Annotated in this window: 17 protein-coding genes; 1 reads left to right on the top strand and 16 read right to left on the bottom strand. The window is 47.3% G+C overall.

Features of this window, described 5'->3' with window-relative positions; translation table 11 throughout:
* Positions 1 to 68: 68 nt before the first annotated feature.
* The 16 genes from PAN94_RS07920 to PAN94_RS07845 form a co-directional block, all read right to left on the bottom strand.
* Positions 69 to 8,783: an SIALI-17 repeat-containing surface protein gene (locus PAN94_RS07920; protein WP_285875403.1), complete on the bottom strand. Its 8,715-nt coding sequence runs from the start codon at positions 8,781 to 8,783 to the stop codon at positions 69 to 71.
* A 179-nt stretch (positions 8,784 to 8,962) separates the two neighbouring features.
* Positions 8,963 to 10,039: a hypothetical protein gene (locus PAN94_RS07915; RefSeq protein ID WP_285875402.1), complete on the bottom strand. Its 1,077-nt coding sequence runs from the start codon at positions 10,037 to 10,039 to the stop codon at positions 8,963 to 8,965.
* Positions 10,026 to 12,509, bottom strand: a complete 2,484-nt coding sequence (locus PAN94_RS07910; RefSeq protein WP_285875401.1) for a phosphoenolpyruvate synthase — start codon at positions 12,507 to 12,509, stop codon at positions 10,026 to 10,028. The genes PAN94_RS07915 and PAN94_RS07910 overlap by 14 nt, the downstream gene beginning before the upstream one ends.
* Positions 12,509 to 13,408 carry a UbiA family prenyltransferase gene (locus tag PAN94_RS07905; RefSeq protein WP_285875400.1) on the bottom strand — a complete coding sequence of 300 codons (900 nt, stop codon included), beginning with the start codon at positions 13,406 to 13,408 and terminating at the stop codon, positions 12,509 to 12,511. Before PAN94_RS07905 ends, PAN94_RS07910 begins: the two co-directional genes overlap by 1 nt.
* Positions 13,393 to 14,265 carry a phosphatidylserine decarboxylase gene (locus PAN94_RS07900; protein ID WP_125446380.1) on the bottom strand — a complete coding sequence of 291 codons (873 nt, stop codon included), beginning with the start codon at positions 14,263 to 14,265 and terminating at the stop codon, positions 13,393 to 13,395. Before PAN94_RS07900 ends, PAN94_RS07905 begins: the two co-directional genes overlap by 16 nt.
* Positions 14,258 to 14,890 (bottom strand): CDP-alcohol phosphatidyltransferase family protein, encoded by a 633-nt coding sequence (locus PAN94_RS07895; RefSeq protein ID WP_285875399.1) that lies wholly within the window; start codon positions 14,888 to 14,890, stop codon positions 14,258 to 14,260. Before PAN94_RS07895 ends, PAN94_RS07900 begins: the two co-directional genes overlap by 8 nt.
* Complete coding sequence (locus PAN94_RS07890; RefSeq protein ID WP_285875398.1) at positions 14,877 to 17,372, bottom strand: PEP/pyruvate-binding domain-containing protein; 2,496 nt, start codon at positions 17,370 to 17,372, stop codon at positions 14,877 to 14,879. Before PAN94_RS07890 ends, PAN94_RS07895 begins: the two co-directional genes overlap by 14 nt.
* Before the next feature lie 14 nt (positions 17,373 to 17,386).
* Positions 17,387 to 17,977: a CDP-archaeol synthase gene (locus PAN94_RS07885; protein ID WP_148887319.1), complete on the bottom strand. Its 591-nt coding sequence runs from the start codon at positions 17,975 to 17,977 to the stop codon at positions 17,387 to 17,389.
* A gap of 357 nt (positions 17,978 to 18,334) precedes the next feature.
* On the bottom strand, positions 18,335 to 18,778 hold the full coding sequence (gene dtd, locus PAN94_RS07880) for a D-aminoacyl-tRNA deacylase (protein WP_285875396.1): 444 nt from the start codon (positions 18,776 to 18,778) through the stop codon (positions 18,335 to 18,337).
* A gap of 47 nt (positions 18,779 to 18,825) precedes the next feature.
* Positions 18,826 to 21,045, bottom strand: a complete 2,220-nt coding sequence (locus tag PAN94_RS07875; RefSeq protein WP_005592469.1) for a RelA/SpoT family protein — start codon at positions 21,043 to 21,045, stop codon at positions 18,826 to 18,828.
* A gap of 274 nt (positions 21,046 to 21,319) precedes the next feature.
* Positions 21,320 to 21,460: a hypothetical protein gene (locus PAN94_RS07870; RefSeq protein ID WP_167320505.1), complete on the bottom strand. Its 141-nt coding sequence runs from the start codon at positions 21,458 to 21,460 to the stop codon at positions 21,320 to 21,322.
* Between the two features lie 296 nt (positions 21,461 to 21,756).
* Positions 21,757 to 22,152 carry a single-stranded DNA-binding protein gene (locus PAN94_RS07865; RefSeq protein WP_015604291.1) on the bottom strand — a complete coding sequence of 132 codons (396 nt, stop codon included), beginning with the start codon at positions 22,150 to 22,152 and terminating at the stop codon, positions 21,757 to 21,759.
* Between the two features lie 78 nt (positions 22,153 to 22,230).
* Positions 22,231 to 22,992 (bottom strand): SDR family NAD(P)-dependent oxidoreductase, encoded by a 762-nt coding sequence (locus tag PAN94_RS07860; RefSeq protein ID WP_285875394.1) that lies wholly within the window; start codon positions 22,990 to 22,992, stop codon positions 22,231 to 22,233.
* Positions 22,993 to 23,033: 41 nt separating this feature from the next.
* On the bottom strand, positions 23,034 to 23,660 hold the full coding sequence (gene ytpR / locus PAN94_RS07855) for a YtpR family tRNA-binding protein (RefSeq protein ID WP_285875393.1): 627 nt from the start codon (positions 23,658 to 23,660) through the stop codon (positions 23,034 to 23,036).
* Positions 23,661 to 23,690: 30 nt separating this feature from the next.
* Entirely contained in the window at positions 23,691 to 24,005 is a 315-nt protein-coding gene (locus tag PAN94_RS07850) for a thioredoxin family protein (RefSeq protein ID WP_285875392.1), read from the bottom strand.
* Entirely contained in the window at positions 24,005 to 24,289 is a 285-nt protein-coding gene (locus tag PAN94_RS07845) for a DUF4651 domain-containing protein (protein WP_125406369.1), read from the bottom strand. Before PAN94_RS07845 ends, PAN94_RS07850 begins: the two co-directional genes overlap by 1 nt.
* A 126-nt stretch (positions 24,290 to 24,415) precedes the next feature.
* Between PAN94_RS07845 and pepA the strand changes: the two genes are divergently transcribed.
* A complete protein-coding gene (pepA, locus tag PAN94_RS07840; protein WP_285875391.1) occupies positions 24,416 to 25,480 on the top strand; it encodes a glutamyl aminopeptidase in 1,065 nt (354 codons plus the stop codon).
* Positions 25,481 to 25,528: the final 48 nt, after the last annotated feature.

The following is a 25,528-nucleotide window of genomic DNA, read 5'->3' as shown; positions in this document are numbered from 1 at the left end:
AAGCTCATGAACCCAGTTTTTCAGCAGGTTCATGAGCTTTTTACTATTTTCGACAAGCAACCTAAGACTTATTTGTTAAAGATTGATTGTCTGAAGTCGTCTGTCTCACGAAGATAGGCATTGTAAATCTTCTTCTTGAGCAGGTTGACCCAGCTAGCTTCAACACGATTTGTCGCATTGGTAATGTTGCGCACATCCTCCGCGACTGCTTCATCCATCAGCTTCTGCATCTCTGCATACGAGCGAATGGTTACTTGCTTGGTACTGTTAGGATTTCTGAGTTCGTACTCGATGGTGATGGGTTTGAGCTTGGTTAGCTGGTCAATCCGCTCTTGGTACATAGCCTTCTTGAAGGCTGCCCACGAAGCATACTCACCTTTGAATACATTTTCCAAGACCTTCTGGTCTGTCACCAGACCAACATCTCTCCTGAGCCAGCCATCCCAAGTTGTCTTGCCTTCTGCAGCAGCCTCTTCGGAGAATTTCCCTGAAACATAAGGGACGAATCCTTCATGGTAGCCCTTGGCTGCCAGCAATTCATAGGCTGTGCGACGGAACATGACGTCACCCGGCGCCCCATTTGGATTGCTCAAGGCTGAGTAGATTGGCGAGAAGAGGCTGAGACTGAGATAGCCATTGCGTGGATACTGTCCGCTATCCTTATTCTCCCGACGGGTGATGACATCATTGTCAATCAGGGACTCGAAGCTCTTCAGCTGCTTGATTTCCTCGGCAGTAAAGCTGCGGGTCTGGTTGCCAGCATGGGTCTGCTTGCCATATTTATCAGTGATATAGTAATTCTCCATCTTTCTAAACCACTGGAGCTTGGCTGCATCGCTCTGCTTGACCATCGATGTCCCCTCTAGGTAATCCAACGTATAAATCATGTCAAACATGCCATGGACATAGTGCTGCAAATCTGCTGCATTTTGGACACGTTCCTTGAAGTTGTAGGTATGCATCCGTGTCTTAGAGTCCTTGTCCGTCTTGAAGAGGGTATTGAGGGTAATGGTAGGTTCATTTGGACTTGGTGTGGACTGCAAGAGACCACGCGCATAGAGCTCAGCCCCCAGTCCTTCGCGGCGACCATAACCTTCAAAGTAGATCGAACCATCAGAGTTATGCGTCATCTCATGGGTGTAGACAGAGTTCCCATAGTCTTCTAACAAGCGAGCAGCATCAAAGTGGGTGACACTTCCCGTAGCATAGGCATTGTATCCCTTGCTTGGATACCACTTGCCGGCTGGTCCGAAGAATTCCTGCATAGCTAGTGATTTCTTGTCATTAGCTGGAGCCCAATATCTTTTACCATCCTTGTCAACCAATGAGAATCCATCGTAAACTAGAACAGAACGGAAGAGCTTGTCCTTGCTTTCAGGACTTAAAATCTTATACCAGAAATCATAGTGGTCACGTTGCCATTCAGCTGACTTTCTAACTCGGTCTTCGACATACTCAACCAATTCTGCATCTGTTCGCACCCTGTTATTGGCATCAAGGCGGTAGCGATCATAAGCTCCCATGGAGACGGTGGACATATTGGAGATGACGTAGACACCCTTCTCAGTCATGGTCAAGAGCGGCAGAAGCATGCCCTTGTGTTCCCAGTTATCTGCAGTAATCTTGTCGTAAACGCCGACAGAATACTTGCTCTTGGCCTTAGCTGTATCTTGAAGCTGTCTAGCTTCTGCCACATCCGACTTAGCCTCAACGATGTAGGCTTTTGTATTGGTCTTGAGCCACTCGTTATTGGTCTTGTCTGGCAGGAAGAGCTGGCGATAGCTTTCCAGATAGTTGAAAAGGCCACGCTTACCAGTTGCTTCAGAGAGCGAGTTATCGTAGGCCAGATGGTTATTCTTGGCCTTGAGATTTTCAAAACCAGACTGACCGAGTGCAATGATGGTATCTAGCGTCGAAGCCTTATGATTACCAAAGAAATCAAACTTATAGGCCGACAAATCCTTGACATTGGTCTTGTCATAGTTGATATTATACCAGCGGTTGAGATAGGTCAGACCCAGCAGTAATGCTTCCTTATTGGCTCTAATCTTCTGAGCTACATAGTCAGCTACAACATCGCCTTCAGTATTGATGGACTTGTCCATAGCCAGAACCTTGCGCAACTCTTCTGCCAACTTGGTCTTGACTTGGTCAAAGGCTGTGTCCAGATAGAGCTCATCCAGAGAAGCATCCGCATTCACGCCTAAAACAGTTCGCATGGCTGGTGAGTCAAGGACAACCTTGTTCAACTCTGGCAGCACTTGGTTAAGAACCCTGCTATAGTCTGATAGGAAGGTTTCTGGTGTATAAAGGAGGTCTAAGCCATTCACAGTGTACTCTGCGATAGCTTGATGTTTGAAGTCTCCTTTATAGGTCAGATTTAGATAATCAACCGTCTTATCCTCAAAGTGCAGCATCAGGCGGTTAATCGTAGTCTTGTTGCTATTGATATCCATGATCATCTGGTCGCCCTTCATCGGAACCACATCCAGCAAATACTCTCTAGTAAGCTTGTGATTATCTGGAAGTTTATTGCCGTAGGCAACGATGGTTTCCTTATTGTAGAATGGCAGAAGTTTTTCCATATTAGCATAGGCTATCAGACGGTCTGCACGAGTATTCTTTTCCTTGCTGTAGTCAACAGTATGAAGATTGAGATTGCTGTCTTCTAGCGTGGTCCTAATGTCTAGGCTCGCCAGCTTCTCTTCAGCCTCGTCCAAAGTCAGAGTAGACGTGACAAACTGATCATTGCCTAGAGTTTCGTTTCCTTCAACGGCATAGGCTTCTTTAATGCGATCATTCTTGTAATCTTGGTCGCCAGAAATACTGTAGACATTTGTACCGCTGACATTGCTGATAACATTGTCAATCAAGCCATTGAAGTAATTGGAACCGACTACTCCACCGATTTGACCATTCTTCGTAGAGTTTTGGATCTTTCCAGTCACATAGGAACGGCTGATGCGGGCATTGTCTTCCAAGCGACCGACCAGACCGCCGAAGCGCTGCTCGTTTGTTCGAGCACCTGCTAGAATGGTCACATCCGCCCTGCTCTGACTCAGCAAGGAATTTCCTCCCTTGAGGTTGGCAACCAAACCGCCGACATTATAAGCCTTGTACTGCTTGTCATTGGCTTGGATAGTTCCTGTAAAGGAGCTGTTGGTGATTTGGCTATTACTTGCAACAACGACCAAACCAGCCACTTGCGAAGCATTGCCCACTACCGACACTCTACCTTGAGCAGAAACATCCGTGATTTGCGCATTATCTGCACTACGAGCCAAGGCAGCAGAGTCATAGGTCCCGACAATATTGACCTCTTTCAGGTCCAAATTAGAAATAGAGGAACCGCTCTTGAGGTTTTCAAACAAAGGTTTGGCTAGATTATAAATCGCATACTGCTTGCCATTGTTGTTACCTGTCAGACTGCCTGTGAAGTTTCCTCGGAGATAGACATAATCTGCAGGGGCCAGACTGACCTCGCTCGCATCCAAATCAGCTCCTAGAACAAAGTTGCCAGCCATATTTTTCTTCATGGCGTCTACCAAACCAGTAAAGCTTGTGTAAACATTTTGCTGGCTAGGGACTGTCCTGCTGATATAGAAGTCATAGCCAGACTTGTAGTAGCCTGTTTCGCCCTCTTGTACCAGCTCAGGCAGAGAAACTCTTACCTTGTAGACAGCCTTGCCATCCTTCTGCCCTTCTGCCATGCTGTGAACCGGCAGGAGCATGTCCTTGGATTCACTTGATTTGACTTTGACAAAGTAGTTTGACAGGTCCGTAGGTATAGCGCTCATGGAAACGACACGCTTGAACTGGTCATTTTCTTTAGTGTAAAACTCAGCCGAATCAATATCACGGAAGGAAATCTTCTTGTATTGCAACTCAAAGTTGCGGCTATCTTTTTCAAGGTCAGTCAAGCTGCCAGCATCAAGCTCATAAGTCAGCTTGGTTTTTAGCGTATAGCCTGTGTAGTAGTCTAAGTCGTCAATCTTCAGACTTCCTGCCACATTGTCAATCGGAAGCGAGCGGACAAGCTGGTCTCCCTTGTACAATTCAGCTGTCGCTGAGCGCAAGGATTTTGTCTTGTCTTCCAAGCTATATTGAACCGTGACCGACTTGTCCTCTGGATTTTCTGTCAGACTTAAGATCGAAACTGTCGGCTTGACTTTGGCCACACCATTTAGAGCCGTCTTGCTTGCTGTCAGGCTGGCAAAAGCTTGATTGACCTGCACTTGTGTGGCGGTTTGATTATTCAGAACTTCTTCTGCCTTGGTCAATTCGTTCGTATAAGCTACCTTCTTATCTGCATCAGCATTCTTATATTGGACAGTCGCCTGCACAATTCTGCCCAAATCATGTTCATTCCGCAAGCGTGTTTTGTCTACTTCAAGACCCTGTAACTGAGCCTTGGCTTGATTGATTTGGTTCACCAACTGGTCGACTTCCGCTTGGCTGGCTTGTGACTGATTGAGAAGCGCATGACCTGCCACTAAAGCAGTATCATAGGCTGCTTGGCGACTTTGACTATCGTTGAAATAACGAGCCTGAGCCTTGATTTGCTTCGCTTCTGTCAGTAGATCATGAAGCGAAATCAAATCGAACTCTTTCAAGGCTTCCACTTGCGGGGCATCACTTGGTACCATGTGCGGTTTTATTGTGCCGACTTTGACAAGCTGAGCAACTGCTGCCCGCGTTTCCTCATTGGACAGCTCTTGACGGGCAAGTTCTTGGCCGTTAGAAGTATAAACTCTAGTCTTGATGGTCCGTTCGCCCTGCACTCCTGGAGTGACGATTTGGCGGGCACCTTGTACAAGCTCATCCGTTTCTTCCTCTCGAGTGGTAAAATCGATTTTCTCTACTCGCGTTTCATCCTTATAAGTCAGCGGATATTCTGGTAAAGCGGGCTCTTGCGGCGCAGTGCTCGGTACCATATGTGGCTTGGCGGTGCCAATTTTGACAACTTGTGTGACTGGGGCTAAAGTTTCCTCATTGGACAGCTCTTGACGGGCAAGTTCTTGGCCGTTAGAAGTATAAACTCTAGTCTTGATGATCCGTTCGCCCTGCACTCCTGGAGTGACGATTTGACGAGCACCCTGCACAAGATCATCCGTCTCTTCTTCACGTATGGTGAAGGCGATTTTCTCTACTCGCGTTTCATCCTTATAGGTCAGCGGATACTCTGGGAGGGCAGATGCTTGCGGCGCAGTGCTCGGTACCATATGTGGCTTGGCCGTGCCGACTTTGACAACCTGCATGACTGGAGCTAAAGTTTCCTCGTTGGACAACTCCTGACGGGCAAGTTCTTGACCGTTGGAACTATAGATACGAGTCTTGATCGTACGTTCACCCTGAACACCTGGAGTGACGATTTGACGAGCACCTTGGACAAGTTCATCCGTTTCTTCCTCTCGCGTGGTGAAGTCGATTTTCTCTACTCGCGTTTCATCCTTATAAGTCAGCGGGTACTCTGGTAGGGCAGATGCTTGCGGCGCAGTACTAGGTACCATATGTGGCTTGGCGGTGCCAATTTTGACAACTTGTGTGACTGGAGCTAGAGTTTCCTCGTTGGACAGCTCTTGACGGGCTAATTCTTGACCATTGGAAGTATAAACTCGAGTCTTGATCGTACGTTCGCCTGGCACTCCTGGAGTGACGATGCGGCGAGCGCCTCGGACAAGCTCATCCGTCTCTTCTTCACGTGTGGTAAAGTCAATTTTCTCTACTCGCGTTTCATCCCTGTAGGTCAGCGGATACTCTGGGAGGGCAGATGCTTGCGGAGCAGTGCTCGGTACCATATGTGGCTTGGCGGTGCCAACTTTGACAACTTGCGTAACTGGGGCTAGCGTCTCCTCATTGAACAATTCTTGACGATCAATTTCCTGACCGTTGGAACTATAGATACGAGTCTTGATCGTACGTTCGCCTGGCACTCCTGGAGTGACGATGTGGCGGGCGTCCTGAGGTAACTCATCAGTATACTGTTCCTCAATGTTAAAAGCAATCTTCTCCACATGAGTTTCATCCTTTGCAACCAACTCTAACTCAGGAAGTCCATGGACTGGAGCGCTAGCAGGGACCGTACCATAACTAGTGAGATCGGGGACCTCATGAACTGGAGCGCTAGCTGGAACTGTACCATAATCAGTTAATTCAGGAACCTCGTGCACGGGAGCAGTGTCGGGAACGGTGCCATAGCCAGTGAACTCGGGAACTTCGTGTACAGGAGCATTATCAGGAACGGCGCCATAATTAGTGAGCTCAGGCTTCTCGTGCACAGGAGCACTATCTGGAACGGCGCCATAATTAGTGAGCTCGGGGACCTCGTGCACGGGGGCGGTATCTGGAACGGTGCCATAATCAGTTAACTCAGGTTTCTCGTGCACAGGAGCGCTATCTGGAACCGTGCCATAATCAGTTAACTCAGGTTTCTCGTGCACAGGAGCGGTATCGGGGACCGTGCCATAGCCAGTTAACTCAGGGACTTCATGCACGGGAGCACTAGCGGGAACCGTGCCATAACCAGTTAACTCAGGGACTTCGTGCACGGGAGCAGAATCGGGAACCGTGCCATAATCAGTTAACTCAGGCTTCTCATGCACGGGGGCGCTAGCAGGGACTGTGCCATAACTAGTAAGCTCGGGAACTTCATGAACGGGAGCGGTATCTGGAACCGTGCCATAGCCAGTTAACTCAGGGACTTCGTGCACGGGAGCAGAATCGGGAACCGTGCCATAATCAGTTAACTCAGGCTTCTCATGCACGGGAGCAGTATCTGGAATCGTGCCATAATCAGCTAACTCAGGCTTCTCGTGCACGGGGGCACTAGCGGGAACTGTACCATAATCAGTTAATTCTGGTTTCTCGTGCACGGGAGCACTAGTGGGAACTGTACCATAATCAGTTAACTCAGGGACCTCATGAACTGGAGCATTATCAGGAACGGCGCCATAATTAGTGAGCTCTGGAACTTTATGGATTGGAGCACTAGCAGGAACTGTGCCATAGCCAGTTAACTCGGGTTTCTCATGGACTGGAGCACTAGCGGGAACCGTGCCATAGCCAGTTAACTCAGGGACTTCATGCACGGGAGCTGTATCGGGAACCGTGCCATAATTAGTGAGCTCTGGTTTCTCATGGGCTGGAGCACTAGCGGGAACGGTGCCATAGCCAGTTAACTCGGGTTTCTCATGGACTGGAGCAGTATCGGGAACGGTGCCATAATTAGTGAGCTCGGGGACCTCGTGCACGGGGGCTGTATCTGGAACTGTGCCATAATCAGTTAGCTCGGGGACCTCGTGCACAGGAGCACTAGCAGGAACGGTGCCATAACTAGTAAGCTCGGGAACTTCGTGCACGGGAGCGCTATCTGGAACGGTGCCATAATTAGTGAGCTCGGGGACCTCGTGCACGGGAGCAGTATCGGGAACGGTGTCATAACTAGTAAGCTCGGGAACTTCGTGCACGGGAGCAGTATCAGGGACTGTACCATATCCAGACAACTCTGGAACCTCGTGCACAGGAGCGGTATCTGGAACTGTGCCATAGCCAGACAACTCGGGGACCTCGTGCACGGGGGCGCTATCCGGAACTGTACCATAGTCAGACAACTCTAGAACCTCTTGTACCGGGGCATTATCAGGGACCGTGCCATAACTAGTGAGCTCTGGAACTTTATGTATTGGAGCTTCTTTAGGTACAGCCTTATTTGCTGCAGTCCCGACTAAAACAACTTCTGAAATAGGCTCAGTGGTTACTTGATCAGAAATCTGCTTGCTCTCTACGACTTTTCCCTCAATACTATAGTGACGTGTTACGATCTTGCGAATTCCTGGAATGCCCGCGCGGATCACTCGAGATTGTCCTTCGGCTAAGTCATCTGAATACTGATACTCCGTTTTATAGGGAATTTCTTTGGTCTGGGTCCTTGCTTGACTTGTAAATTGCAGCTCTGGTCGCTCATGAACAGGTGTTTGACGAGCAAATCCCCCTTCTTTAGCAGCAATTTCCTCCCTTTCCTTCTCGGAGAGATAGTCTCCGCCAGCAGGCTGCGCCTCTTTCGGAGCTTCAGTATTCTTAGGGCGACTTGCTAACTCTTTCAACTCCTGATCAGGCTGACTAGCTGAGGCTTCCTTTTGAAGGGCTGGCAGCTGAGAGTTTCCTCTTTGAGCCAGTTGATGCTGCGCTTCTTTTTTTAAGTAACCAATATACTGGTAGCCAGTAATTTTCAAAGGTTCTGGCAACTGATCGCCAACGGCCAAAGTCAGACTTTGATTATAGGCAGCCAAATCCGTACTGCTGATTGCCAAAACAGAAGCTGGCAGAAGCACAGAACCCAATCCTGTCACAAGTAAAATAGAAGACAGGTATCTCTTGCCATTTTTCCCTCGCGCCAGCACTAAAACAACCAAGGCCAGACCTGTAGCTGCAAAAGTCGCTCCCAAGAGACCTGACTCGCCTGTCTTAGGGAGCTTTCCTAACAAACTTTCCTGACTTGTCGGACGGTAAACCAAATAATAAGCGTCAGAATTATCCTCCGCAAATTTGGGTAGTTCCTTCACAATAGCAGCTTTTTCAGCCTCAGTCAGATCGCTCTCCACCACATAGTGATACTGAACGAGGGTAGACTGATTAGCAGACACTTCCGCTGCCTCAACAGAGCTGACAACTCCTCCCATTGTCGTACACAAAAAGAAGCTTCCGATAGTAGCGGAAACTAGACCTACAGACAGCTTTCTAAAAGAATAGCGCTGGTATATGTCACCAGTGACTCTTTTTTTCATAAAATTCCCTTTTCTTCATATAATAAACTAATAAAAATTTTACTGAATTTTACTCAAAATTGCAATCCCTTAGCCTGATAAAATACTTTTCTTTCAGCTGTCGACAGGGAGAAAACCTCTTTCATTTTCAGCGAAAAGTAAAAAGCAGATTCTCTGGGAGAGAACCTACTGTTTACAGATCATCCAAGCCCCAATTCCAACTCAAAGAGGCCATACTCATGCTTGTCTCCTTGCAATTCTGCTGCATAGTGGCGCGTGACGGTATTTTGGTGAATCAGGGCACCGATAGCCGATGCTTGTCGCTTCTGCGCTTCTTTAAAAATCGGATAGGCCAAGGCAGAGCCCAACCCCAAGAATTCTTCATCTACTCCTAGATACATAATCGTATAACGTTTGGGAAAACGCTTGGTCCAAAAAAGCTTGACTAGGTTAAAAGGAGTCAGCCTTTGATAGACCAGAGAGCCATAGTCTGGCATGGCAATCAGAAAACCAGCTAACTTGCCCTCCTTATAGGCCAGCTTAACCATAGAAAAATCAAGAATATACCGGTATTTCTGAAAAATCTGACTGAACTGCTGACTGGAAATCGAACGATAAATCGGAAAATCTTGATAAAGGCGATTGAGGAGCTCAAAAACCTGCAGCGAAGCTTGTTCCCAGTCCTTCTTTTGGGGAGAGCAAATGGTGAAACCCGCTTTTTCAAAAGACTCAAAGCGATGAGCCAGCTTATCCTGATGAGTTTGATTGCTGACCTTGGGATAAAAATTGGACAGATAGCGCTCCTTGAGTTCAAAACCAGCAACCTGCCACAGCTGGAGATAATAAGCTGGATTATGAGGCTCCCCTGTAAAAGGGAGCTCCTCTGTTCCAGTCAGCTGCATTCGATAGCCCAGCCAAAAACTCGCCTGTACGGGACCTATAATCCTGCTAGCTCCGAGACTGCAGGCAAATCCTGCTAAATGCTCGATAAAAGCAGATGAAATCTGCTGGTCATTGATCGACTCGAAAAATCCCAAGTAAGCAGCCTCATCGTCTGGATAGAAGGTCAGGAGGCCTCGAATACAAGGCTTACTCTCCTTATAACCAACAAAGGCATAGGTTTCTAAGTCAGAACTCAGCGGGTGACTGCCCTCAATCAAGGCCAGCTCTTCCTCCTCCGACTGCATGAGGTGGTCTGGCTGGTAAATCCGCTTGGGAAGAGCTAGAAAATCATCCAGCTCTACAGTATTGGGTTTGACTGGTTTAATTTTCAGCATGGTCTTCCTCCTTGATTAGTCGAATCTTGCCAGTAAGGCCATCCATCTCAATCCAATCACCGTTTTGCAAGTGACTGCAGGCGCCTCTGACATTGACAATAGAGGGAATACCCAACTCGCGGGAAATAATGGCCGTGTGCGAGAGCAAAGACCCCTGCTCGGCAATGACACCCTTGGCTTGGGTCAGAAGATAGACCCAGCCCGGATCGGTCATCTTGGTCACGATAATCCGGTCCTGAGCAGACTCAATCTCCTGCACATCTTCCACGACCAAAACCTGAGCCTTGACGCAGCCAGGTGAGCAGCCAATTCCTTGTAAGGCTTGATTGCCCGTATTGTGACTGCTGGTGTGGTTTTGCGGTTTCAGGTATTTCTCAAAGACCTGTCCAGCAAAAACATAGCGACTAAAGGTTGGTAGTTCCTTATCAGCCTCCAACTTCTCCCGACGCTCGGCTATCAAGCCGCTAACATCTCTGGGCTTTCTGGTCAGCTCAAACAACTCTTCCTTTGTCAGGTAAAAAACTTCGTCAGGGTTAGCCAGCAGTCCTTGCTCGGCTAATCGCTGCCCAAGCGTTCGGAAAATCTGTCGCATCATGCCATAGATTCGTGTTCGGTTTAAGCGAGAACTTTCCCGATATTTAACACCCGTCATCGCTCGCTTGCGAAGAAAATTCGTCCACCAGCCTGATTTTTGCACCTCTTCTTCAAGTTTCTGAGGAGCCAACTTCTTCCCCTCTTGCTGGCACATTTGCAGCAGGAGCTTGAGCAGACGCTCTGGGTGCGTTCGGAAGGTTGGTGTTTCTAACTTCAACTCTTCTGGAGCCCGGTCACCAAATTCATGGATAAAATGGACTATTTCTTGAACCAAAGGATGTTGGCGACTTAGAAAGACCGCTGGACTTTCACTTGCCATGGCTTGTCTAATCTCTTCATTTGCTTCTGCTTTCAGCTGAGCTGTTAAAGCCTGCAGAGCCAAGGCTGGCCGCATACTTTCAATCTGCTCAATTCCTGCAATCTCAGCCTGAACAGCTCCGCCGCGACGCGACTTCTTCAGGAGTCCAGTATAAATAAAAGCATAGAGGTCATTGACCAGCGTAATGTCCCAGTGAGTCAAAATATCCTCTTTTAGCTTGCTGACCAAGGCAATCAAGGTCTCTGCATCTGCTTCGGGAGAAAAGCTCGCTTCGTATTCGCGCTGAATCTGAGCAAACTGCTCTTCCAATTGCCGCATTTGCTTAGGTGCCGTCCAAAACTCTCGAATAATGCGGAGCATGATTTGCAGGCGTTTGAAAGCAGATAGGTGCACCGGCATCTGAGGTACCTCTGTCTCTCTCACTCCCAGCATATCCTGCCAGATAGGAATGATTTTCTTTGAAAAAGGCAGAAGCTGCAAGAGCTGATACCAGCTCTGAATCTGGTAATAGACTCGGCTATTGACCGGCTGCAGCATATTTTGAAAAGTGGCTTCATAGGCAGCCAACTCAGGGGCATCCTTGCCAACCAAGCGCTGGGCCAAACTTCGAAAAATACTGGCATAGGCCTCTTGAATAAAGCTAATAGTCAGAAGACTGGAAACGCCCGGATAGCTCTCGACAATGTTACTGTTATCCAGAATAATCTGCGGTCCCTCTGGCAAGGTGGTAATAGGACGTGCCTGCAAGAGATAGAGTTGGCCATTGGCGAAGGTAAACTCCATATCCATATAAGGTCCGAAAAGCTGACTCACCTGACTAGCCAAGGATTGTAAGTCCTCGAGTTGTTCCTGTGATAAGTCTGGTGAATCCTCCGTCTGCTCTGTATAAAAGAGCTGGTCCTTGGGATGAAGAGTCACCATGGTTGTAGGAATTTTATCCTCAACAACCTTATTGCCCAAGCCCCGACCGATGACAATGATGTGCTCGTTCAGAATGCCCTTGGGATTAGCTGTGAAGTAAATCCCAGACAAGTCTCCCTCCTGCATATCCTGAACAAGGCAAATCATCTGTGCATGCTTCAACGATAGCCCCTGCTCAAACAGATAACTAAGAGCTGACTCCTGATAAAGAGAAAGTAAGGTCGCTTGGATGGCTTCTTTAAGTCCCTCTGGCTTCACATTGAGCTGACTCTCAAACTGACCGGCAAAGGATGAAGCCTTCCCATCCTCAATGGTAGCTGATGAGCGGACTGCAAAGCAACAGTCTGTCTGAGAAAACTCTTGATGAATCCAGTTTTCTGCTGCCGTCAGATCTTCTTGACTAAACTGCTCTCTGGCCCAGTCCTGCAGCTGCTGGCTGAGCTGGGACAAGTCCAACTCTCCAGACCGATAGGCTGCTTCCATCCGCTCCAAGTCAACAGAGCTTGCAGATGTTTGAAAAAAGTCAAAAGCAAACACAGCAAAGTCAGGAACCGGCAAACCAGCAGCCTGCATTTTCAGCAAATGATAGGCCTTGCCTCCAACCTGGTCAAGCCCTGTCTGCTTGATTCTTTTCATCAAAGTACCCCCATCAAGAGATAAACAGCAACGGACAGAACCATGGTCGTCTCCGTGATATAGGTATAGCGCTCCACCCGCTCCCGGATATTAAAGCGAGTCGGATCCTTGATAAACTGCTCAAACTGGACAGTCATCCAGATCACATTCAGCACCAAGACTACCACTCCGACATGGGAAATATTCCAGAGGAGAACAAAATTGGTCAAGATATCCAGCAGAGTCACCACTTCGATAAAGCGAGTGGCTTTTTTGTAACCAAAAAGCATCGAATAAGTCACATACTCGGTCTCGTCTTTTGGCGTCCGAATCTTGCGGCAGACTTCCCAGATCAGACTTGGGAAATACATGGTAAAGGCCAGCAAGACAGTCGGCAGGGACAAGAGAGGCAGATTGTACTTGTAGCAGACAAAGGAGATAGTATAGAGATTCAAAATCATCATGACCGGATTATGGGTCACTAGAGCCAGTGGCAGAGAATTTTGAATCTTGTCACGCTTAAAGAACCAGAAAGACATGAGGGTTCCGTAGATATAGAGAAAGAGGAACCAGCCGATATTGTTCATAAAGAGGACATTGAGGAGTACAGACACAGCTACGATAAAGCTGAGGGCAACAGCCAAGTCCTTCTTTTTTACTCGTCCTGATGGCAGAGCCCGATGAGGAAAGAGCCGTCTGTCGGTTTCGTAGTCCTTGAAATCATCTGCAATTCGCAGAATCATCAGAAAGACAAAAATCGTAAAAATTCCAATTAACTCCTGATGATCAAAGTGAAAGGTAGTCACTCCGTCATTGAGCAATAGCACAAAGTAAATCTCAAAAAACATGATGGCAGCCACAAAAAAGCGCGGCAGCAAAGGGAACATTTCCTTATAATAAACAGCTAATCGTTTAAACATAGCTTTTCTCCAATCTTTTCACCCATTTGAATTTGGGTTTCTATTCCGAGGTCTGAGTAAGTCAGGATATCCTGATCCAAGCGAATCGTGCCTGCTGGATAGAGGACAAGAATGGTTGAGCCACCCAGACCAAAGCAACCCTTCTCCTGTCCCCTGACCAAACGGTTCTGACTGTGATTGTATATTTTTCCGACCAAGAGAGCCCCTACTTCCATCTGCAGGACAGGTCCTAGGTCGGTATCTAAAAGACAGTATTCTCTTTTATTTTCCTTGTAAATCAAGCGTCGCTTCTGGGCTACCTGTCTGACCGTATGCAGGCGGCCTTTGATTTTTCGACTTTGGGTAATTCTGCCGGATTCAGCTGCCAGATAGCGGTGCAGGTCTTCCACTCCCAAGCGATATACTAGCGCTGTTCCGCCACTAAACAGTTGAGCTAATTCTTCATCCAACAGCAAGTCAGCTAGCCTGTATGTCTGACCCTTTATCGTCAGCTGTAAGTCCTGACTGATGGTAAAAACCTCTAACTTAGCATCCGCAACGGCCAGCACCTGACTGTCAGGACAGATTGGACGCAGTTCTGGCTTGATTTTTCGCTGGAAAAAAGCGGCAAAGCTAGGATAGGGGCCATCTTCATAGTCAGCCAGATTCAGCTGATAATTTTTCACAAAAGTTGCTATTTTCTTGCGAGAAAAAGGAGTGTAGTCTTTCAAAGTCAGAAGATAAGACAGGCTAGGTCGGGTCAAGATAGGCAATAAGAAGCGGCCCCAAGCAGTACCATAAAGCTTGTCTAACAGACTCGACTTGTATTCTGTCGGTTCCACTACTTGGCCAGTCCTTCTCTGATAGACCTTAACCATGGGGCAGAACCCCCAGACCAATCAGACTTGCAACAGCTAGAATCGCAAAGATTAGATAGGCCAGCTTATTCGGCTTGGGAATACGGCAGTTGTAGACAAATAGGAAGGTTAACAAAAGAGACAAGCCCAGCCACACCCAAGCAAAGAAGCCAGGCGCCAGCCATTGACATACCAGATAGGTCAGAGGGAAAAAGAGGGCGCTGTAAGTCACAGGCAAGCCGATAAAATACGAGCCAGATCCTTCATCATGCTTGGCCAAGCGATTAAAATGCGCCAAGCGCGTGACTGCGGCCAAGACATAGAGGACAGCCAAGATGATATTGGCCGCTCCCAAGGGCAGCTGAGTCATGAGGAGCACAGCAGGGAGAGCCGCAAAGCTAATCATGTCGCAGAGCGAATCAATCTCAATGCCGAAACGCTTCTGACTTTCAGTCCGCTTCATCCGTCGCGCAACCACACCATCAAAGAGATCACAGATACCGCTAAGGATAAAGGCCATCATGGCCAGCCGCAGCTGGGACTGAATGATGGTATAGACTGCCAACAGTGCAAAAGCAGCGCCCATATAGGTCAGGATAACAGATTTATCGTATTCACCGATAAACAAAGGTTCATTCTTCTTCATAAATTCTTATTTCTCCTCTTCTTCCATCTACAGTTACAAGCATGCCAGTTTCTAGCAGCTGAGTTGCATTCTTAGCGCAGACCAGAGCTGGAATCCCGCATTCCCGAGCGACAATGGAGGCATGGCAGAGAACTCCGCCATACTCTGTCACAAGACCACCTAGAATACCGAAAACATAACTCCAGCCAGTATCTGTATAGCGGGTGACAAGGATTTCTCCCGGTTCAATCGTCTCAATATCCGCCAAATCCAAGAGAACTCGAACCCGACCGGTTACCTGTCCGCTGCTGGCTGGCATTCCCGTCAGCAAAGCCTGACTATCATGAGCTACCTCTTCCAGACTCATCTCTTTGTCTGTCAAATCACCCACTGGCTCAAAATTCCGATAGGCTTGGCAATAATGCTGATTATCTGCTGCTTCTTCTTGCAACTGGTCAGCAGTCTTTTCCCCCTCCATAAAGGAAATCAGACTTTCTTTCTTAATGTAAAAAATATCTTGTTCATTTTTCAGAAAACCTCGCTTTTTATAGGATCGGCCGAGTTTGAGGCTAATCTGACGAATGAGGTGGTAATAGCGCGTGGAAATATCCTTGAACTCCTCCCGCCACCAGAGCAAGTCCCGTAGGTCTTGACTGATTTTTTCTATCTTTTTCTGCTTGGCTCGAGATAGATGAGCCAAATCCAGCCAAGACTCTGAGACAGGACTAAGCGAAGCTTTGGCCGCTTGGTAATACGCTGAATCAGCAACTAACTGCTGGACCGCTGTCAACACCTGATGAGCATCTTCTTCGTAACTAGCTACTCGCAAGTCCAGCTCCCGTGCCGAGTGATAGCCAAAATCCTTTTGAAAATCCTGAACCTTGATGAAATCCGTTCGCTCAGGATATTGTGCAGCCAGCTGATGCAACTCTTCCACCGATAGCTTCAGCCAGTTGTCTGTCAGATTTTTATCTGTCAAAATAAGATCCGCAGCTTCCAGCATTCGAGTTAAAGGCTTGGTATGAGAAACATTTCCTAACTTTGCAATCAGCTGGAAAAATTCATCAACCGTCAGCCATTTGAGTAGACTGGTCTTTTTCATAGACAGCTGGACCGTATTGATGTAGGCCTGCCAGAAATAAGTTCCCTCACTGTCCAAATAAGCCTGATTTAGCACTAACTTCCAAAGACTCTCGACCTGCTGCAGCGGGGTTTGATCGTCTAGTTCTCGTATTTGTTTATTAAGGCGGATAAATTGCTGGCGCAGCTCTTGCAGCTTGTCTGGCGCTTGGCGCAGAAAATTCTTGGTTACTTTTTGCGTTTTCAAAGCAACCCGCAGGAAATTCAAGAGCAAGGCTGGACTTAATTTACTGGTAAAACCTTGACCTTGGTAGTCTTTATTGACTCCCAGCTCATCATCAAAGTCTCGCTCAATATAGCCTGGAATCTGCTCCATGCCTTGCTTGACTACGCCTAAATTCCAGAAAGGCCGCGCATAATGGAGACACATCAGCGGCGGCATCACACCTTCAGGCTCTAGGCCAATTGCCAGCAAAAAGCTGGAGAGTGCCTCTTGCCAAGAATGGCGGTAAAGGCTCCACATAAGGTTGGGACAGGGCTGGGCTGCCACGCCTCCGTCCCGAAAATTCGCCGTTGTCCAGCGACCACTGTCGATTTTAGTTGGCACAGTTGTGATGGGCCGAGCCTGCAGTAGATAGACTTGCTCTTGGACAGCGCACCACTCAATATCCATGGGCCGACCAAAATGTGCTACAATCTCCAAAACCTGGTCATGCAGCTTCTGCAAGACTGCCAGAGGGATTTCAACTTTCTCAAACTGGCTCCAGTCCGGCTTGTACCAAAGAAGAGTTAGTTGCTCAGGATTAACTTGGCCACTAACCAAGCTCTCAGCCGAGCCTTTTACATACTCAAGCAACATAGACTGATCCTGATTAGTCGCCACGTCTAGGGAAAAGCAGACGCCGCTGAAGTCAGGCTCTATCTGCTCCTGAATCAGCACTGCCATAGCAAAATCCTTCTCAGCCAGCCCCTGACGCTGCCAGTAGGCCAATGCTTCTGGATTAAAGAGAGAAAGCAGACAAGAACGAATGCCCTGCTCAATTTCTGACAGTGTCCGGCAGTTGCCAATCGAGTCATATTGACCGGCAAATGACATGGCCTGTCCGTCTTCTAAGAGGGCACTGCTGCGAACGATATAAGCTTGATTTTCCTGACAAAAGGCTGCTAACTCCTGTAGCCAAGCTGACTCCAAAGGATATTGCTGCAAACGCTCCGCAATTTTCTCTTTGCCCAGTTCGATTAATTCTTTAAGTCCCTGTTTTGAGTATTCTGGCAAAGCCGCTCTTAGCCAAGCCATGACTTGGTTTGCCGGCAAAATCAACCCCTTAGGAACCGAAAGCCCCAGCTGACAGAGGTTGATTAACTGATTGATTTTACCGCCATAGACAGCTGAAGGCTCTTTTTCCAGCCATAGTTCTTTCATCAAAAACTCCCATCTCACATACGATTTTTTCTAAGCTTAGCCCAGTAGAGCAGACGATTGACTCCTATATGTGTACCCGCCCCTAGGATTAGAATGCCCAGCATCTGCTGCCAGGACAGAGGGATATAGAAAAGCAAGAAAATAATACAGCCAATCAAGGAATCAATCTGGTCTATCCAGATAAAGGTCCATTTCCAGCCATTCTCCGCCGTCTTGCCCTCTCTGATTTCTAAACGGCGCTTGATAAAGCTATTGGGCAGTTCAAACAAAACATAGGCTAGCCCCAAAAGAGCTCCAAGCAGCAGATTAAATAGCACGGTATTTTCGTAGAAGGCATAGACCAAGTGCAGCTTCTCTAGACTAGGAATACTCTTCAAGAGCAAGCCCCAAAGTATCTGAGCCAAAGCTCCCCAGACAATCATGCCAAAGAAACCTTTCCAGGTCTTGTTAGCCCCAAAAAGTCTCTTCCCATCCTTTAAAATCAGCCCGGCATCCATGGGTCGGTATGCCGCCCCTAGCAGTGAAGACTTGCAAAAGATCATATTCAGAATCCCAGCCAGAATGACCGGCATCAGGGTGATATATAAAGCAAGAATCGAGAGCATACTTATTTCCTATTCTTTTTATGAAAATCAGTCTGAAAAAATCAAGAGACTCCTCAAACTTATATATCATTATACCATAAGTCGTAAAGCCCTTTTCCAATAAGCCCTAGACATCTGTCGCATCTGACAAGGAGCAACGCTTGACTGCCCTTCCGCTCTATCAACTCCAAAGCCGCCTGCTAGAATAATATCGCCTTTAAACCACACAAAAAGCCTCATAAGAACTTCTAAGGAAACCAGCATCTGGTCTATTAAAAGTTACTTATGAAGCCTATAAATATGAGTTTTCTCTAGAAAAGAAACAAACTATTTTTGCTTGATCTTAAACCACTAACCTTCAAAAGGCGCGCAATTCCTTCATCGATTTTTAGTGTCTAGCAGAATAGTCACCGGTCCATCATTTACCAATTCCACTTGCATATCTGCTCCGAACACGCCCGTCTTGACTGGCACTTGCTCAGCTAACAGCTGGTTAAACTTGTCATAAAAGGGACTAGCCATATCCGGCTTGGCTGCACCTGTGAAGGCTGGCCGATTTCCCTTCTTGGTATCTGCATGGAGCGTAAATTGGGAAATGGAAAGAATCTCCCCTCCAATATCTTGAACAGAAAGATTCATCTTATCTTCCGCATCGGAAAAAATCCGCATATTGACAATCTTCCTAACCGCGTAGTCCATATCTTCCTGACTATCATCAGGCCCGGCACCTACCAAGAGCAGGAGACCTTGTTCAATGCTGCTATGCAGCTGCTGGGCAATACTGACCTGAGCACGTTTGACACGCTGAATGACAATTTTCATATCTTTTCCTTTATTTCTGACTACTATCTACTCTGACAGGCTCGCACTTAGCCATTGGTCCGTTTGACCGAATACACCTCTGGCACGCTCTTGATCTTATCCACCACCGTCGTCAGCATGGACAGATTAGCAATGCCAAAAGAAACATGGATATTAGCAAATTTCATATCCTTAGTTGGCTGGGCATTAACCGTTGAGATGTTTTTGGTGGTATTAGACAGCACCTGCAACACATCGTTAAGGAGGCCAGACCGATTGAGACCATAAATGTCAATGTGAGCTGTGTACTCTTTAGTCGAATTATTTTCTTCCCATTCCACATCAAGCAAGCGCTGTTCGTAATTTTCCTGAGCCTTGAGATTCATACAATCTTGCCGGTGAATAGCTACGCCGCGTCCTTTGGTAATGTAACCAACAATATCGTCACCAGGAACAGGATTACAGCACTTTGCAATCCGAATGAGGAGACCAGACGCCCCCTGAATAACCACACCGCCTTCGTGCTTGACCTTAAGGGTGTCTTTTTTATTTTCGACCTTAACTTCACCGCCCTTGACCAATTCCTCTGCCTCTGCTTTGGCCTTGGCCCGCTCTTCCTCACGGCGCTCTTTTTCTGTCAAACGATTGAAAATACTAATGGCACCGATCTCACCGAAACCAATTGCCGCAAAAAGCGCTTCTTCGGTCTTATAGCTGGTCTTTTGGAGCACATCTTCCATGTGCTTCTTGTCCATGTACTTATTGGCTACATAACCATTCTCCTGAAATTGAGCCTGCAAGAGCTCTCGCCCTTTAGAAATAGACAGCTCCTTGTCTTGATTTTTAAAGAACTGACGGATTTTATTTCTGGCCTTGCTGGTCTTGACAAGATTAAGCCAGTCACGACTAGGTCCAAAGGAATTGGCATTGGTGATAATTTCCACCTGATCCCCAGTCTTCAGCTTGGTATTGAGCGGCACCATGCGGCCATTGACCTTAGCTCCTGTCGCCTTCTCCCCAACCTTAGTATGGATCTCATAGGCAAAATCAATGGGTCCTGAGTCCTTAGGCAAAGAACGTACTGCTCCATCCGGTGTGAAGACATAGATTTCCTCAGCCAGGTAGCTTTCCTTAACCGAATCAACAAATTCCTTAGCATCACCAGACTGATTCTGCAATTCCATCAATTCCTTGATCCAATTCATCCCGATGGCAGATTCTTTGCCGTCAACCTGACCCTTAATTCCTTTTTTATAGGCCCAGTGAGCAGCGACCCCGTATTCTGCGACTTCATGCATTTCCTTGGTTCGAATCTGGAACTCAATCGGACCTTTAGGACCATAAACGGTCGTATGGATAGACTGGTAGCCGTTGGCCTTGCGGTTGGCAATATAATCCTTGAAACGCCCCGGCATAGGTTTCCAAAGCTCATGGATGTAGCCCAGCATAGCATAGACATCGCTGTGGGTGCTCAAAATGCAGCGAATGGCAATCAGATCATAGATCTCATCAAACCGCTTCTTCTTGTCCTGCATTTTGCGGTAGATGGAGTAAATATGCTTGGGACGGCCATAAATCTTCCCATGTAGATTGCGTTCTCCCGCGTAGGTTTCAATCTTGTGGACAACTTCCTCTACCAAAGCTTCCCGCTCTCGGCGCTTCTCCTTCATCATGTGGGAAATTTTATAAAATTCCGTCGGATTGAGATAACGGAAAGATAAGTCTTCCAATTCCCATTTGACACTGGAAATCCCCAAACGGTGGGCCAGAGGAGCATAGATTTCCATCGTTTCCTGCGAGATTCGCTCCTGCTTGTCTGGCCGTAAATGATTCAGAGTACGCATATTATGCAGACGGTCAGCCAGCTTGACCAAGATCACTCGAAGGTCTTCTGACATGGCCATGAGCATCTTGCGATGATTTTCCGCCAACTGTTCTTCGTGAGACTTGTATTTGACTTTCCCAAGCTTGGTCACACCATCCACAATCACGCGCACATCATGGCCGAATTCCCGCTCCAGATCGTCCAAGGTCGCCGCCGTATCCTCTACGACATCATGCAAAAAACCACAGGCTACTGAAACAGCATCCAGCTTGAGCTTAGCTAAAATTCCCGCCACCTGAATCGGATGGACAATATAGGGCTCTCCCGACTTACGAGTTTGCCCGCTATGGCATTCCATCGCATAGATCAACGCTTTTTGAACAAAAGCCACATCCTCTGCAGCTAAATATTTTTTTGTTAGGGCTACAACCTGATTCCCCGTTAAATTTTCTTCTTTTGGCATGCATTCTCTCCGCTTTCTTGCCTACTATTTTAACATTTTTAAATCAATATGAAAACCAAGAGGACTAGAATATCAGGAAGGCTCTAGGATAGCACCAAAGTTTCAAACATCCAGCTTGGCTCCCTCGTTTCTGAGCCAAGACTTAAAAAACTTTCCTAGAGCGATAAACAGTCCCAGCCCTGCAAAACTGCACAACAATTGATGGCTATTGAGCAAGCAGCTGCAACCTCAAGGATCTCTTTCTAATAAAAAGCGAGGCCGAGACACTTTTGTCTCAACCTCCGTGATGAAAATGATGTACTTTCTCCATATGAGCTATATCTTTTAGAAACTCATAATAGGCATAGATGAGGTAACCAGCAGAGGCCACACCCAAAATAGCTATTGATACTTCAAATAAGGTAGACAAAGACATGATAAACCTCCTCTCCTTATTTCAAACTGCAATGTGCAAAGCGACCATCAGCGGCTGTTTCGTTTCCGATTTTTTCCTTTCTAGCCTGCCTCCGGATTCGCCTTTATTATACCAAATTTAAGATAGGAAAACAATAAAAATTCCTTTATAAAAGCACTTTTTCCTGACAATTTTGTAAAGCTTGATGCTACTTCCGTTGCTCATTTCTCCACCTACCCTTTAACCAAAAAAGTTAGGAACACTTTCCTAACTTTCTTCTCTTTTATCATGAACACTCGAGACCAGAAAAATCACTTTTAAAAAGGGAGTTCCTCCTCTTCCAGCACCAAATCTGCTAGGTCTGCTCCAGTATTATTTTCACGGAGTGCTCTCTGAGCTCGGCTTTCTAAAAGCTGAAAACCACTGCAAAGAACTTCTGTCACATAATGAGTGGTTCCATCCTTTTCATAGCGGCGACTCCGCAATTCTCCATCCAGAGAAATCAAACTCCCCTTGCTAGCGTAACTTGCCAAGGTTTCAGCCAAGCGCCCCCAGACAACAAGGTTAATAAAATCCGCTTCACGCTCTCCATTTTGGCTCTTATACCGGCGATTCACCGCCACTGTCGCACGCGCGACCGACTTGTCATTTGCTGTCTTGTGTAGCTCTGGTGTAGCCGTCAACCGGCCAATGATGATGACTTTATTATACATATTTTCTTCCTCCTACTTATCTATTCGCAGGGAATCAAAAAAAAGTTACAAAAATTTGTAACTTTTCTCAGAAATTTTTTACTTTTTATGAACCATGAAACCTGTCGCCTGTTGATTGGCCATAATGGTCATATCTGTAATCTGAACACGACGGGGCTGACTGGTCACATAAACAACCGTGTCTGCGATATCCTGAGCTTGCAAGGCCTCAATTCCCTGATAGACCGTCGCCGCCATCTCTTTATCACCGTGGAAACGTACTCTAGAAAAATCTGTTTCGACAATTCCAGGCTGAATAGTTGTCACCTTGATGTCCGTTGCGATGGTATCAATTCGCAGTCCATCTGAAAAAGTCTTAACTGCTGCCTTGGTGGCTGAATAGACAGCTGCACCTGCATAGGCATAGATTCCTGCGGTTGATCCCATGTTGATAATATGACCTTGATTGGCTGCTACCATAGAAGGCAAGAAACAGCGAGTGACTGCCATCAAACCTTTGACATTGGTATCCAACATGGTCAGCATATCCAATTCTTCATAGTCTTGATAGGGAGCCAAGCCAAGAGCTAGTCCAGCGTTATTGACCAAAATATCAATCTGCCTTATCGTTTCCAAAATATCGGAGCAGACAGTCTTGACCATAGCCATATCCGTGACATCCAGTGGAAAAGTCCAAACTGTTTGATTTGGATAGGTTACTGCAAACTCTGATTTGAGGGCTTCCAGTCTGTCTGTCCGTCGCCCTGTTAGAACGACATTCTCCCCCTGCTCCAGATAAGCTCGCGCAATGGCTTCACCGATTCCAGATGTCGCTCCTGTAATCACTACATTTTTTGCCATCTTATCCCCCTCTATCTGGTCTATCAAATACTGACAATTTCCTAGGCAGTCCAGTGTTTAGCTGGATCAAAGGCCGTTCCGACCGTTTCACTATCCGCCAATTCAATGATACCACGTTTCTGCGGCGCATTTGGCAACTGGAGTTCCCGTGGGCTGCACATCATACCAAAACTCTTTTCGCCACGGAGTTCTCCTGGAAAGATGAGATTGCCCTTCGGCATCATAGCACCAGGCAAAGCCACGATCGTCTTGAGACCAACACGAGCATTCGGAGCTCCAGCCACGATTTGAACCGTCCGATCAGCTGCCACCTGCACTTGACAAATATTGAGGTGGTCACTGTCAGGATGGGCCACCATCTCAAGGATTTCCCCCACAACAAACTTAGGATCACGGTCGTTAACCAGCTCCGCTTGGAAGCCTTCTTTGGTCAATTCTTGATTGAGAGTCGCAACCTGCTCATCCGTCAGCTGAACTTGTCCGCGCTCTGCAATTTCAAAAAGGTCTGACAGTTCAAAAATGTTCCATGCCACTGTCAGTCCATTATCTTCGCGGTAAACACGCGCAACATTTCCCTTGCGCTCAGCAGCCAACTTAGCTCCCTGATTATCAGCAGCGATGACCATCAGAACATCTCCGACATGCTCTTTGTTATATGTGAAAATCATTTCTTCCTCCAAAAATACTTTTAAAACTTCTTATAAACTCGCTAAAAAATCATTGATTTGACTCTTGGTCTTGCGGTCGCGATTGACATAGCGACCAATCTCTCGGCCATCTTCCACGACAATCAGACTAGGAATCCCGTAAAAGTCCCATTTTTGGGCCACAGCCATATACCGATCCCGATCCACCTCGACAAAGGTGAAGTCAGGATTCTCCGCTTCTATCTCTGGCAGAAAAGGCTTGATGAAACGACAATCTCCGCACCAATCTGCTGTGAAAAAGAAGACAGTCTTCCCCTTATGATCCACATAAGAAGCTAGCTCCTCCATACTTTGCGGCCGAATCATCACTCTTCCTCATAGGTCAGCTGACCATTCTCATATACGAAGGTGAAATGACGGTCATCTTCTAGGACAACTCCTCCAACAGTGCGGCTGTCGCTTGATTCATAAAGTTCCACATAGACTGTTGCAATCGGTCCTCGGCTGGCAAAAAATTCCCGCACGACCCGAACAATCTCTTCTCTACTGCGCAGTCTTTTCTGTTCCTGTACGACTTTGGCAGCTCCAAAGGCCACGGCTCCCACTCCCAAAAGAGCGGTTGTCGTTAAAATGATTTTTTTAGCTTTCATGTAGAATATTTTAACACAAAAGCGCAGAGGCGACAAACAATATTACAGATTTCTCAGCTTCTTTTAGTTCATCCTGTTCTTCCCTCTAAAAAAGTGATAAAATAGAATCAGAAAGAAGGTAAACTTATGTCTGATTTATTTTCAAAAATCAAGGAAGTGACCGAGCTCTCAGCAATCTCCGGTCACGAGGCACCCGTCCGCAGCTATCTGCGAGAAAAAATCACTCCTCACGTCGATGAAGTCGTTACCGACGGTCTAGGCGGCATCTTCGGGGTTCGGCATTCCCAAGCTGAAAATGCTCCCCGCGTTCTGGTTGCGGCTCACATGGACGAGGTTGGCTTCATGGTCAGCGAGATCAAGCCCGACGGGACTTTCCGTGTAGTAGAAATCGGTGGCTGGAATCCGCTAGTCGTGAGCAGCCAACGCTTCAAACTCTTTACCCGCGAAGGGCGAGAAATCCCTGTCATCTCAGGCTCTGTCCCTCCTCATCTGACACGCGGTTCTGGCGGACCAGTTATGCCACAGGTTGCGGACATTGTCTTTGACGGGGGCTTTGCAGATAAGGCAGAAGCTGAAAGCTACGGCATCCGTCCAGGAGACACGATCGTGCCAGACAGCTCTGCCATTCTCACAGCTAACGGTAAAAATGTCATCTCTAAAGCCTGGGACAACCGCTACGGCGTCCTTATGGTCAGCGAATTGGCTCAAGCCTTGTCTGGTCAAAAACTAGGCAGCCAACTCTATGTCGGCGCCAATGTTCAAGAAGAAGTTGGCCTGCGTGGTGCCCATGCTTCAACGACAAAATTTGCTCCTGAGGTCTTTCTAGCTGTGGACTGCTCCCCAGCAGGTGACATCTATGGCGGTCAAGGAGCCATCGGCGACGGAACGCTTATTCGTTTCTTTGATCCCGGTCATCTCATGCTGCCAGCTATGAAGGACTTCCTCCTGACAACCGCAGAAGAAGCTGGCATCAAGTATCAATATTACTGCGGCAAGGGCGGAACGGATGCTGGTGCCGCCCACCTCCAAAGCGGCGGCGTACCATCTACCACCATTGGTGTCTGTGCCCGCTACATTCATTCCCATCAAACTCTCTATGCCATGGACGACTTCCTACAAGCCCAAGCCTTCCTGCAAGCGCTGGTCAAAAAACTGGATCGCTCAACCGTGGACACGATTACCAACTACTAATTTCGAGAAGCAGCCCGTTCTTCATTCGGGCTGCTATCTATTTTATCT

It is taken from the genome of Streptococcus sp. SC1, assembly GCF_030272855.1.
GTDB lineage: Bacteria > Bacillota > Bacilli > Lactobacillales > Streptococcaceae > Streptococcus.
The sequence above is the reverse complement of the archived record's forward strand: the minus strand, read 5'-3'. Positions and strand labels throughout refer to the sequence as shown.